This window comes from Bombella sp. ESL0385, assembly GCF_009725755.1.
Classification (GTDB): Bacteria; Pseudomonadota; Alphaproteobacteria; order Acetobacterales; family Acetobacteraceae; genus Bombella; species Bombella pollinis.
Map to the genome: position 1 here is coordinate 178,759 of NZ_WNIJ01000001.1, position 12,328 is coordinate 191,086.

The 12,328-nt window shown below is 53.0% G+C and carries 10 protein-coding genes; 5 read left to right on the plus strand and 5 right to left on the minus strand.

Annotation, left to right across the window (positions count from 1 at the left end; all coding sequences use genetic code 11):
- Positions 1-24: 24 nt before the first annotated feature.
- The 3 genes from GM557_RS00870 to GM557_RS00880 all read left to right on the plus strand — a co-directional run bounded on the left by GM557_RS00870 (position 25) and on the right by GM557_RS00880 (position 3,833).
- Complete coding sequence (locus GM557_RS00870) at positions 25-1,194, plus strand: autotransporter strand-loop-strand O-heptosyltransferase (protein WP_155572580.1); 1,170 nt, start codon at positions 25-27, stop codon at positions 1,192-1,194.
- Positions 1,191-2,786, plus strand: a complete 1,596-nt coding sequence (locus tag GM557_RS00875) for an autotransporter strand-loop-strand O-heptosyltransferase (protein WP_155572581.1) — start codon at positions 1,191-1,193, stop codon at positions 2,784-2,786. Before GM557_RS00870 ends, GM557_RS00875 begins: the two co-directional genes overlap by 4 nt.
- 102 nt (positions 2,787-2,888) lie before the next feature.
- A complete protein-coding gene (locus GM557_RS00880) occupies positions 2,889-3,833 on the plus strand; it encodes a rhodanese-related sulfurtransferase (protein WP_099026530.1) in 945 nt (314 codons plus the stop codon).
- A gap of 58 nt (positions 3,834-3,891) precedes the next feature.
- Here the strand turns inward: GM557_RS00880 and GM557_RS00885 are convergent, their stop codons facing one another.
- The 4 genes from GM557_RS00885 to uvrA form a co-directional block, all read right to left on the minus strand.
- Positions 3,892-5,979, minus strand: a complete 2,088-nt coding sequence (locus GM557_RS00885) for a TonB-dependent receptor domain-containing protein (RefSeq protein WP_266106825.1) — start codon at positions 5,977-5,979, stop codon at positions 3,892-3,894.
- Positions 5,980-6,211: 232 nt separating this feature from the next.
- Positions 6,212-6,685: a permease gene (locus GM557_RS00890; RefSeq protein WP_155572582.1), complete on the minus strand. Its 474-nt coding sequence runs from the start codon at positions 6,683-6,685 to the stop codon at positions 6,212-6,214.
- Positions 6,686-6,689: 4 nt separating this feature from the next.
- Positions 6,690-7,028: a multidrug efflux SMR transporter gene (locus GM557_RS00895; protein WP_099026527.1), complete on the minus strand. Its 339-nt coding sequence runs from the start codon at positions 7,026-7,028 to the stop codon at positions 6,690-6,692.
- 12 nt (positions 7,029-7,040) lie between these two features.
- Positions 7,041-9,953 (minus strand): excinuclease ABC subunit UvrA, encoded by a 2,913-nt coding sequence (gene uvrA / locus GM557_RS00900; RefSeq protein WP_370513400.1) that lies wholly within the window; start codon positions 9,951-9,953, stop codon positions 7,041-7,043.
- A 139-nt stretch (positions 9,954-10,092) separates the two neighbouring features.
- On the opposite strand from uvrA, the gene ssb reads away from it, so the two are divergent.
- Together ssb and GM557_RS00910 are read left to right on the plus strand one after the other, a co-directional pair.
- Entirely contained in the window at positions 10,093-10,626 is a 534-nt protein-coding gene (ssb, locus tag GM557_RS00905; protein ID WP_155572583.1) for a single-stranded DNA-binding protein, read from the plus strand.
- Positions 10,627-10,628: 2 nt separating this feature from the next.
- Positions 10,629-11,273, plus strand: coding sequence for a hypothetical protein (locus GM557_RS00910; RefSeq protein WP_155572584.1), 645 nt, complete (start codon positions 10,629-10,631; stop codon positions 11,271-11,273).
- A 67-nt stretch (positions 11,274-11,340) separates the two neighbouring features.
- Here GM557_RS00910 and GM557_RS00915 read toward each other — a convergent pair whose 3' ends face one another.
- A complete protein-coding gene (locus GM557_RS00915; protein ID WP_155572585.1) occupies positions 11,341-12,135 on the minus strand; it encodes a DUF421 domain-containing protein in 795 nt (264 codons plus the stop codon).
- Positions 12,136-12,328: the final 193 nt, after the last annotated feature.

Below are 12,328 nucleotides of genomic sequence, written 5' to 3' on the forward strand. Positions count from 1 at the left end.
TAAAGGTAATGAGGGTGCGTGGTCATGAGTGAGACAAAGACGACTGTATTAACCCAAGAGGGCCCTGAGGGAATCAGGTACGATTTTAACGAAGGCTGCCGCGTTTGGGTGCCTGAGGGGGCCAAATGGTTGGTTCGTCTCCGGGATGTGGAGACAGATACTATTTTGTTCCTAGAAGAGCTTATAGGCTCTGGCATGGTGCGGAGCTTTAAGCGTTATTATATTCCTTTTGAGATTTGCGTCTGGAAGGATGGGGAGCTTATCTTCACCCATCTATGTGATTTGCGCGATCGTGAAGTGCTTATCACGATGAACTTGGGTGGTCTTGGGGATCATCTTGCATGGATAGGACATGCCCTAGCTTTTGTAGAGAAGCATAAATGCCGTGCGACTCTTTTTATTGCGTCATATTTAATTCCGCTTTTTGAGGATGAATATCCTGATATTCGCTTTATTGGTGAGTCGGATGTGGGGGATAGGCAATATTATGCTCAATATGTGGTGCTTGTTTTTTTTGATGATCATCACCGTATTTGTCAGCCTAATGATTACCGCCAAAGTGGGTTGGCCCATATGGGGGCTTATATTTTGGGGTTGCCACCGCAGGAGCGTAGGCCGCGTATCTCAGTAGATGAGGGGGGGCGTCCTATGGAGGAGCCCTATGTGTGTATCGCTGCTCAAGCTTCAGGGTTAAGTAAATATTGGAACAACCCGCGCGGATGGTATGACCTTGTCCGTTTTCTGAAAGAAAAAGGGTATAAAGTTGTATGTATTGATGCCATGCGCATTGCTGGGCCTACTGCGGCATTGCGGCCTATCCCCCACGGAACGCAAGACGAAACAGGGGTCCGCCCCTTAACAGAGCGTGCACGTTGGTTAAAACATGCGGAGTTCTTTGTGGGAGTATCATCGGGGCTTTCATGGTTGGCGTGGGCAGCGGAGACACCTGTTGTGATGATTAGTGGCTATACCGAGCCTTATAATGAGTTTTACACACCGTATCGGGTGATTAATCGTAATGTCTGTAATAGTTGCGCAAATGATGTGAATATTGACTTGCGTATGGATGATGTTTTCTTTTGCCCACGTCATAAGGGAACAGACCGCATGTTTGAATGTTCTATAGGTATTTCTTTTACGCAGGTTAAGGCGGTTATCGAGACAATTCCCGGCTTTGGGGAGTTTGACCAATGACAGAGCATAAGAATGATGCCCCGCAAAATGGACGCGGGAAAGAGCGTATTTTGCAGGATATTGCTTCCCTGCGTCCACCCTCCTCACAGGGAGCTTCTTCCTCCTCGTCCTCGTCAGAGGCCTTAGTGTCGGGGGGGAAGTTGTCCTCCCTTGGCGGGAATGAGGCAATGGTAGAGCCGGGGCAGGCAGCTGTAACGTCTTCCCCCGTGCCATCCTTATTAGCTATGGGTGGTTCGTCAGGGGTGGGGCAAGATGTCTCATCTAACGCAAGTGGGGCGCAAGGTGATGATATTGAGCGCATACCCGGTGCTGCATTTCCTGCGCCTGCGCCAGTCCTGACGCAAGAGGGTCCACATGGGCTGCGGTATGATTTTAATTTAGGGATACGCGTTAAGCTCCCAGAGGGTGAGCAATGGCGGATACGCTTTTGGGATGGGCAGACTGATACATGCCTTTATGACCAGAAGAAGGGCGGGGAGATGGTATATTCCCGCAAGAAATACTTTCTCCAAGGTGTGATAGAGCTTTTTGATGATGAGAAGCTCGTTTGGACGCATCATTATAATGCACGGGGGAAGAAGGTTGCCGTTATTATGCCTGCGGGGACATTGGGCGATCCGCTCGGATGGATACCCTATGTAGAGCGTTTTGGCCAAGTGCATGGCTGTACGCTCACCGTTGTGGTGAGTGAGATGATTCGCGATCTTATGGGGCCGGTTTATCCAGAGATTCGCTTTATGGTGGATAAAGAGTTTGGTGCTGTGCGTGATGAGTTTTACGCCACGTATTATCTCGGGCTTTTCTTCCATGATGAGGATCAGGAATGGCAACCGCGGGATTTCCGCGCGGTGGGGCTGCATCGGACGGCAGGGTGGATTTTGGGTGTGGACCCAACAGAGGTCCGCCCGAGAGTGGCGGTTGAGGAGCCTGATACCCGCCCGATAGAGGAACCTTATGTTGTTGTCGCGGTGCAGGCCTCTTGTGCGTGTAAAATGTGGCATCACCCTATTGGGTGGTTAGATACAGTAAAATACCTCAAAAAGATGGGGTATCGTGTTATTTGTATCGATAAAGACCCTGTGGTTGGGGTGGGGTGTTATTGGAATGCCCTGCCTCATGGTGTGGAGGATGAAACAGGCGAGCGTCCCTTGGCAGAGCGTGCGCGTTGGTTAAAACATGCAGAGTTCTTTGTGGGATTATCCTCTGGTTTGTCTTGGTTGGCATGGGCGGTTGAGACGCCTGTCGTGATGATTAGCGGTTTTACAGACCCGATGAATGAGTTCACTACGCCGTATCGGGTCTTTAGTACGCATGGTTGTAATAGCTGTTGGCATGATGTTCGCACGCCTTTTCAGCATAATGATTATCTCTTTTGCCCTCGTCATAAAGGGACAGACCGCGCTTTTGAATGTACGCGCATCATCGGGACAGCGTATGTGATTGATACGATTAAGCGTCTCTGCCGGGACCACGGCTATGTTCCACCGGCTGTTGCAGCAGGGGAGCCTTGGCCTGATGATAAAGAGCGTGCCGAGGGCGCGACCAAACAGGAAGGTTACGAGCATCGGCATGAGGTCTATTGGACGCTCTAAGAGCATGAAGGAACCTTGACGTCCCTTACTCTGGGGACGTGCCTTTCTAAAGGTAGGCTGCTAGAAGGGGGAAAGGTTCCTTCTTTGCGAGATGGGTGACTAATGACAGAAACATCTTTGCCGGTTTGTGTAGCCGCGCTTTATCATTTTACAGCCTTTGATAATTATGAGGCTCTCCGCCAACCGCTATTGGATATGTGCCAGCGGGAGGGGGTAAAGGGCAGCCTCCTTTTGGCCCGTGAGGGGATTAACGGCACGATTGCCGGCTCTGATGCTGGGATTGATGCAGTATTGGCCCATATTAATAACCTGCCCGGTTGTGCGGGGTTTGATTATAAAAAATCCCGTGCCAAGACGATGCCTTTTTTGCGGATGAAAGTCCGGTTGAAGAAAGAAATTGTCACAATGGGGCAGCCTGATATTGACCCGCTCGTCTGCGTTGGGCGGTATGTTGAGCCAAAGGATTGGAACGCCCTTATCTCCGACCCTGATACGGTGGTGATGGATACACGCAATGATTATGAGGTAGCGATTGGGACCTTCCGCGGGGCGGTGGACCCGGACCTCAAAACCTTCCGTGCGTTTCCAGAATGGTTCCGTAAGTGGCGTAAGGAGGTAGAGGCCCAAGGCCGCACACCTAAAATCGCGATGTTCTGCACGGGGGGCATACGCTGTGAAAAATCCACCGCCTTTGCGCGGCAGGAAGGGGTGGAGGATGTGTATCACCTCAAAGGCGGTATTTTAAAATATTTGGAGGAAATCCCGGAGGAGGAAAGCCTGTGGGAGGGTGAATGTTTCGTCTTTGACCAACGTGTGTCCGTTGGGCATGGGTTAAAGCTGGGCCAATATGACCTTTGCCATGCGTGCCGCGCGCCTATTAGTGCAGAGGATAAGCAGTCCCCTCATTATGAGGAGGGGGTAAGTTGTCCTCATTGCTATAACCAACGCACAGAGGCCCAACGGCATCGTTACCGTGAGCGGCAACGCCAAGCCGCTCTGGCAGAAAAACGCGGCCAGACCCATCTTGGTGATGGCGCGCAGGGGTAAGGCCCTTTCCCTTCACAAAGAAAGGCGTCCCCCTGCACTGTGGAGACGCCTTTTGTTTTTAGAAATGCTCCCGTAGGGTCAGATTAACAGAGCGACCCATGCCTAACACGGGGCCGGGTGGACTGCCTGCGGTGCTGACAGCACGGCCACCAAGGGGGAGGGCGTAGCGTTGGTTCAGCAAGTTATCGAGGCTTACATCAAGCTGTAGATATTTGGACCAATGATACCCTGCTCCCAGATTCAGCAGCGCGTAGCCGGGGGTGCGGGGCTCATTACGCACCCAATCGACTGTATGCTTAGCTTTGACAAGAACAATCTCGGCCATGCCGTGCCAGGGGCCAAAATGCTCATGGAGGCGGATGCTCCCATTAAGCGGCATTTGTTGATAAAGGCCGGAATGGGTTTTGAAGTCCTGCCCCTTTACCCAATTCAGCTGGGTGGAAATCTCCCCCGTGCCCCATTTATCGCCATCCCATAAGGTGGCGCGGCCAGAGGCGTTAATGCCGTAGCTTTGGGCATTATGATTCTCAAATTGTAAGAGGTTAAACCCGCGGGAGAGGGCCCCAATCCGCACGACATTAATGTAATTATGCGTATAGGTATAAAAGGGTTGGACCATTGCCTCCCATTGATGATCCGCCGCATCATGGAGGCGGAAGGTAATGCTCGCTGTATTAGCGACTTCTGGCTTGAGGTTGAGATTGCCGACATAGCCATTGCCATCGCCAAACCAGTTAATCATCCGTGCGGTCATGCTTTCCCGGCTCCAGCCATAGCGTTCATAGAGGTTGGGGGAGCGTGTTTTGCGAGCATAGCCGCCTTCGATATTCAGATAGGCGTTGGCTTTATAACGTAGTAAGGCCGTGACATCGAAATTATCATCCGTCCGGCCCCGGCGCGCTTTGTTGAAGGCACGGGCGGCCTCTTGGTTGGTGCTGCCCATACTCATACCACTCATGCCCATGTTGGACATATCCATACCGGCCATGCCGCCCATACCCATCATGCTTCCCCCCATATTCATCCCCATATCACTCATGGAGGAGAGGCCCTGATAAGGGGAGACTGTGCCAGTGTTCATCATGATGACATCGCTACGCATCCCAAGCTCGCTAGACCAGCGCGGGGACCATTGAGCATCCCATTGGATGAAATGGCCAAGATGGTCGCGATGGGCGTGGTTAAGGCTATGGAAGGCCTCTGGTCCCATCATCATGCTGCCCTCTAAAGGGGGCCACCAATCATTAAGGCCATCATGGCTAAACGCGCTGCCTAGTTTAAGTTGATGGCTCCGGCTCAAGGGGAGGGTGGCTACAAGGCTATAACCGGCTGTGCGTCCATCACTATTCATCGGCATACCGGTGGTAGCACTATGGCCGCCTTTATCGGCTAGCATATTCATCGCGTGGGTCACATGTTGCCAATAGCCACGAGCCTCTAACGTACCCCAGTTGAATGTTCCTAGATATTTGCCATTAACGAAGGTGGAGCGGTTATTTGTTTCATCCATATATTGGTTGGGGAAGCCCTCATAAGGGGTATTTTGTTGCCCAAATGTGAGGCTAAAGAGGTGGTTCTTTAGCTTTAGCCCTGCTGTGACATCATGGTTGAAGCTGAGATAATTGGAGGATAAAACCCGCCCGCCGCGTCCCCCGGCGGTATAATCGCTCGCATGGGTGTAGGAGCCACTATAGCGAAGGCTGAGCATATCGTTCGCAATAGTGAGGGATCCTCCTGCGCCAGAGCCGCCGCCATTGCTGCGCCAATCTTCTCGTCCATCACCGGTGATGAGGACTTTGCCCTCTTTGGCAAATTGTGGGTCTTTGCGCTCCACAGAGATGGTCCCACCGGTGCTATCACCGCCGAGGCTAACAGGGGTGATCCCCGCAATCGCAACGCTATGGGCGACTTCATCGAGGCTGATTTGAGAGAGGGCGGGGTTCATATGGTTAGGGCAATCGGCCATAAGGGGCATGCCATCCACAAAGGTGGCTACTCGGTCATCGGCCATACCATTTAAGACGGGGAGGCTGGCAATCCCACCCGTTTTATAGCTGCTAAAACCTGGTACATCGCGGAATAACGCTGCGGTGTCCGCGGCCTGTGTGAAAGGCCGCCGCGTGCCTATCACGCTGATTTGCTCCACCGGGTGGGGGATGGGCGTGGCGGGGGCTACGGCATCAGATGCGGATGTGGGCAGCGTATTTTGAGGGGGTGTTTGAGCGAGCAGGGGCGTAAGCGGTAAAGCAAAACCACCCAGCACTAAGAGACGGCGCGTTAGGCCCCGCCCCAGACGATATGAGGGAAAAAACAAAATCAATCCATCCTGAAAACAACATGCAGAAAAGGCCGATGCACAGCCTTTTAAGCTGGCTCGGTCAGGCGAATGTTTGGTTTAGAAGGAGGCGAGGCGGCCCACGGCTTGGCGGGCGTTGGCGTGTGGGTTCTGGTGGGGCTTGTGCGGGGGGACTCGCCTGCCAAAGCTGCCGGGAAAGCCGGATGCAACTTAACAGCACGAATAGGCTGGTAAGGGTAAAGAAGATGTGCCCTAAAAGCGGGCAAAGGGGGCAGTCCACCCCGTGATGATGGCCCCCATGATGGGTCATTTTATCATGCTGGGCCGTGTGATGAGGAGTAGTCATCCCCATAGCGTCATGCATGGTAGGACCAGCGTGAGGCTCTGGCGGCGGTGCGGGTGCAATATCGAGATGCGTTAGACGTAAAATAGCCGCTCTGGGGCTTTCCTCTGGTAAGCTCGTAGCTGTGAGGAGGAGTTGCCCACTAAATGCTACGAGCATGATGAGCATCATCAAGCCGCGTAATATGTGGCGTTGTAAGAGAGTGGCCCTCATAGCGTTAGTGCCGTACCCCGCCAGAGAGGCAGGCGAGTAACGTGCCAAGCATGATAAGCCCAACTCCCAGATAAGCGGTGAGGTTCAAAGGCTGGCGGAAGACAGTCAGCCCGATAACCACAATGCAGACAATCCCCACCCCGCACCATACCGCATAAGCAATGCCGAGGGGGATGCATTTTAGGGCTTGGGCCAAGCAGAAAAAGGCCGCCCCATAAAAGAGGAGCGCGCCTATGGTCGGTAGGGGCTTGCGAAACCCGTTAGAGATATTAAGCAGGCTGGTGGCCATAACCTCTAACAAGATGGCCCCTAAGAGGAATAACCAAGCAAAAAAGGGCGTCATAAGAGGTGCTTATCAGTTTTTGCGTGGTTTGGCATCCTTCTTTGTATGAGAGGGCGGGCCTTTGGCAGCGAGCATCGGGGCGAGGAATCGCCCTGTATGGCTGGCTTTACAGGCGGCAATATCCTCCGGTGTGCCGGTGGCTACAACCTCGCCCCCGCCTGCGCCGCCCTCTGGACCAATATCAATGACCCAATCCGCTGTTTTGATGAGGTCCAGATTATGCTCAATAACCAGCACCGTATTGCCTTGCTCTACGAGTGCATGCAGGACGTTGAGGAGCTTATGCACATCCTCTGTATGCAGCCCAGTTGTGGGTTCATCCAGTACATAGAGGGTTCGGCCTGTAGCGCGGCGGGCGAGTTCTTTCGCGAGCTTTACACGCTGGGCCTCACCACCGGAGAGGGTGGTGGCTTGCTGGCCCAGGGCGACATAGCCTAGCCCCACTTGTTGAAGGATGGCGAGGCGGTCGGCAATGCGTGGTACCGCATTGAAGAAGGGCACAGCCTCATCCACCGTCATGGCCAGAATATCGGCAATGGATTTACCTTTAAACTTAATCTCCAGCGTTTCCCGATTATAGCGCGCACCTTTGCAGCTATCGCAGGTTACGAACACATCCGGTAGGAAGTGCATCTCAATCTTCAATACACCATCACCTTGGCAGGCCTCGCAACGCCCCCCTTTGACATTGAAGGAGAAACGCCCCGGCTTATAACCCCGCGCTTTGGATTCTGGCAGTTCGGCAAACCAATCCCGAATAGGGGCAAAGAGGTCCGTATAAGTAGCAGGGTTGGAGCGGGGCGTGCGCCCGATGGGGGATTGGTCAATCTCGATGATTTTATCGAGCTGCTCTGTGCCTTCTAGCCGTCCATAAGGGAGGGGGACGGCGGCCGATTTCATAATCTGTCGGGCTAGGCCTTTATAGAAGGTATCGGTAATGAGAGTGGATTTCCCACTGCCAGAGACCCCGGTGATGGCAATAAAGGTCCCTAAAGGGAACTTTACGCTGATATTTTTGAGGTTATTACCCTTTGCCCCATGGATGCTTACCCAGCGTTTGCTTTTGCGGCGGGTGGTGGGCACGGGGATGCCCCGGCGACCTGCGAGCCATGCGCCGGTGAGGCTATCGGGATTTTGGGCGACTTCTTCTGGCGTGCCATAAGCGATGACGCGCCCGCCTTGGGTCCCGGCCCCCGGCCCCATATCAATGAGGTAATCAGCTTGGCGGATGGCATCTTCATCATGCTCCACAACAAGGACGGTATTGCCGAGATTGCGCAGCCGCTCCAGCATGGTGAGTAAACGGGCATTATCGCGCTGATGCAGCCCGATGGAGGGTTCATCTAACACATAGAGGACGCCCGTTAGGCCGGAGCCAATTTGCGAAGCCAGCCGGATGCGCTGGCTCTCCCCACCTGAGAGCGTGCCAGAGCTGCGGGAGAGGGTGAGATAATCTAGCCCCACACGGTCGAGGAAATGCAGCCGCTCGGTAATTTCTTTGAGGATGCGCCGTGCAATCTCGGCCCGCTGGGGGGTGAGGCTGGCCTCCACAGTTTTAAACCATGCAAGAGCTTCCTGAATGGTAAGCTCTGAGGCTTCGGCAATATTGCTGTTATTGACCTTCACACACAGGGCTTCTGGCCGCAATCGTGCCCCGTGGCAGGCAGGGCAGGGCATAGCGGATTGATATCGGCCAAGGGCCTCGCGCACATGGATGCTGCTGCTCTGGGCAAGGCGGCGTTGTAGATGGCTGATGATGCCCTCAAAGGGGCGGTGGATGGTGTGTGTTTTGCCCTTACCATCCTGATAAGGGATGCTGACAGCCTCCGCCCCACCATGGAGAAGGAATTGGCGGGATGTCTCTTTCAGCTTGCTCCATGGTGTATCAAGAGTTTCCTCGCAATGGCGGGCGAGGGCGGCGAGGGTTTGGTCAAAGAGCGGGTCTTGCTCATTACGCCATGGCGCAATGGCGCCTTCTCGCAGGGTTAGGCTATCATCAGGGATGATGAGATTGGGGTCAAAATGCGTTTCTGTACCCAACCCATCACAGGTTGGGCAGGCCCCCATTGGCGCGTTGAAGGAGAAAAGGCGCGGCTCCACACTCTCTAGCATAAAGCCAGATTCTGGGCAGGAATAGCGGGAGGAGAAGGAGGCTTTAAGCGGCTCCCGCTCTTCCCCGCTGCGGAGGACTTCCTCAACAGAGGCCAAACCGTCTGAGAGTTCCAAAGCGGTTTCAAAACTATCGGCGAGCCGGGTTTCTATCCCCTCTTTTAGGACGATGCGATCGACCACAACATCGACATTATGGCGTGTTTTGCGGTTGAGTTTGGGGGCATCGGTGATTTCATAAAGTGTGCCATCAATCCGCACGCGCGCAAAGCCACGGCGGGTCAGCTCGGCGAGTTCTTTCACACAATCGCCTTTGCGGTCCCGCACGATGGGGGCGAGCAGCATAAGCCGCGTGCCCGCGGGCATGGCCATAACACGGTCCACCATTTGGCTGATGCTCTGCGCCTCAATCGGTAGGCCCGTAGTAGGGGAGTAAGGCACCCCCGCCCGCGCCCAGAGCAAGCGCATATAATCGTGAATCTCGGTGATGGTCCCAACGGTAGAGCGTGGATTGCGCGAGGTGGTTTTTTGCTCGATGGAAATAGCGGGGGACAGCCCCTCGATGGACTCTACATCTGGCTTGCCCATGAGCTCCAAAAATTGCCGCGCATAGGCAGAGAGGCTCTCCACATAACGGCGTTGGCCTTCGGCATAGATGGTATCAAAGGCGAGGGAGGATTTACCAGAGCCAGAAAGCCCCGTCATGACCGTAAGCTTATCGCGTGGGATCGTGACGTTGACATTTTTTAGATTATGCGTGCGGGCACCACGGACAATGATATGGCTGGTGCCGGTAGGTGTGGGTGTGTCTGTCACGCTATGTCCTCTTGATGGTCTTTATGGCAGGGTGGATGCATGGGCGATTGTTCTGTGCAATATAAGCAATAAGGGCACATGGTGCCAGAATCGAACCGTAAGAGTGCAAACAGCTTCTTAAGAGAGATGGGGATTATACATGGCTGGTAGTGTAAATAAGGTTATTCTCGTAGGTAATTTGGGGCGTGATCCAGAAACGCGCAATACGCAGTCCGGCAGTAAGATTGTTAATCTCGCCATTGCGACTAGTGATACATGGAATGACCGTAATAGTGGTGAGCGGCGCGAGCGGACTGAATGGCACCGTGTTGTGATTTTTAATGAGCGCGTGGGGGAGGTTGCTGAGCGATATCTGCGGAAGGGCCGGAAAGTCTATATTGAGGGCGAATTGCGTACGCGTAAATGGACGGACCAACAAGGGGTAGAGAAATACACTACCGAGGTGGTGATTGACCGCTTCCGTGGCAATCTTGTGCTGCTTGATGGCCAGCGCAGCGGTGGTGATGATGGTGGTTATAATGATGGCGGCTATAATGACGGGGGCAGTAATTTTGGGGGACAACAGGCCGGTCCTGCAAACCGTGGGGGCAGTAATGGCGGTATGGGAGGCGGCAATGGCTGGGATAGCTCTGCTGGCCACGACCAAGGCTTGGATGATGAAATCCCCTTCTAACTATGGCTGCGAATCAACAGGTCATACAGCCTAGGTGGGCTGGGGTCCTTGCTGTGATGGCGGGGGTAATGCTGGCGGGCTGTACCACAACCCCGCCCCAGCATCCTGATGATTTATGCTCAATTTATCGGGAGAAGCGTAGCTGGTATCACACTGCGATGCGGCAGGAGGAGAAATGGCACATCCCTTCTGCCATCCCGATGGCGATTATGAATCAGGAATCGAGCTTTCGGGCTAATGCGCGGACGCGGCGAACTTATATCCTATGGGTGATTCCGTGGGGGCATATTAGTACCGCCTACGGTTATGCACAGGCGAAGAATGAAATCTGGCGGGATTATCAACGCCAGACCGGGGCCGGGGGTAGCCGGACAAACTACGCTGATGCGTTGAATTTTGTGAATTGGTATCTCACCAATAGCCATAAAATTGATGGGATTCCCCTCACTAATGCAACACGGCAATATCTTGCGTATCACGAAGGTTGGGGTGGCTACCGCAAGCGGAGTTACGAGGCAAAGCCGTGGTTGGTCACTGTTGCGCGTAAAGTGGGGCGGCGTGCCCAGCAATATCAAAAGCAATATAATGCGTGTAAAGATGAGCTAAAGGGTAGTTGGTGGGAGCGTTTTTGGAATAGTATTTTTTAGGATTATTATATGTCATCTTGCCAGCATGGTTATAAATACTGGCAAGATGACCGGAAAAGACGGTAGATCAGGCCGTCTCTTCTTTTGCGCCGGGGGTAAGAGCGTCTTTACGCTCTTCAGCTTTTTTCTTTGCTTCTTCTTCTGCGAGCTTTTTAGCTTCTTCTTGCTCTCTGTCCTTACGCGGATGAGGCACAACGAGACCATTCATCAAGACATAATGGAACTGCTTGTCTTTAATCTCGGCCATAAAGACATCATCAAGGGATTCGATGCCTTTACGCTTTGCATCTTCTTTTAGATCATCGCCAGAAAGACCAACGTCTTTGAGGTCATCTTCCCGGATAACACCATCATAATAGACGATGAGAGCAGGGAGTTTCTTTTTATCCGTAATGGCTGTTAGCGCGCCGCTTGGCTCAACTTGGGCGAAATAGACTTCATCAAAAGAATAAATACCCTGTAGGTTAAGCTGAGAGGCGATATTGAGCATATCAATTTTATTGTTTTTATCGCGGATATTTTCCATCAGGAAACGCCCATCTTTTATGATGGGGATTTGCCGACCAATGGCAACGTTTCTGAACATATTAATTTTCCGGCAGAAACGCGTAATGGTTAGCAAAATACCCACCCCGATAAGCAGGGCGATGACATATTCATGGAAGGAAATATTGGTTGTGTAGAGAACACCGCCAACAAGCCCACCGAGGATGAAGTTACCGACAAGGTCGATGGCGTTCATTTGGGAGACTTGGCTACGGCCAGAGATGTTGAGATACCCAATGATGATAGCAAAGCCAGTGACGAGTTTTAAGAACATCCATATGTTAAGAGCAAGATTGGGAAAAAGTTGATGGAGCATGAAAGAGAACCTTAACGTGGTGGATAGGTAGTATGCCCCGGCGGGTTAATGCATTATAACATCCGCGTAGGCGCAGGGGATGAAGCCCTTGCATTAGCATGCTATAAGCCTCTTTAATAAGTTTTCAAGATGTTGCGCTCTCTTCTTCTCCTGTTACTCTCAAGGGCAGGTTAGCGCACAGATGTGTGAGACA

Bases quoted from the DNA above. Each gene is read 5' to 3' on its own strand.
- GM557_RS00895 (WP_099026527.1), bottom strand. From the start codon at position 7,028: ATGACGCCCTTTTTTGCTTGGTTATTCCTCTTAGGGGCCATCTTGTTA.
- GM557_RS00910 (WP_155572584.1), top strand. From the start codon at position 10,629: ATGGCTGCGAATCAACAGGTCATACAGCCTAGGTGGGCTGGGGTCCTT.
- GM557_RS00875 (WP_155572581.1), top strand. From the start codon at position 1,191: ATGACAGAGCATAAGAATGATGCCCCGCAAAATGGACGCGGGAAAGAG.
- ssb (WP_155572583.1), top strand. From the start codon at position 10,093: ATGGCTGGTAGTGTAAATAAGGTTATTCTCGTAGGTAATTTGGGGCGT.
- GM557_RS00890 (WP_155572582.1), bottom strand. From the start codon at position 6,685: ATGAGGGCCACTCTCTTACAACGCCACATATTACGCGGCTTGATGATG.
- GM557_RS00915 (WP_155572585.1), bottom strand. From the start codon at position 12,135: ATGCTCCATCAACTTTTTCCCAATCTTGCTCTTAACATATGGATGTTC.
- GM557_RS00880 (WP_099026530.1), top strand. From the start codon at position 2,889: ATGACAGAAACATCTTTGCCGGTTTGTGTAGCCGCGCTTTATCATTTT.
- GM557_RS00870 (WP_155572580.1), top strand. From the start codon at position 25: ATGAGTGAGACAAAGACGACTGTATTAACCCAAGAGGGCCCTGAGGGA.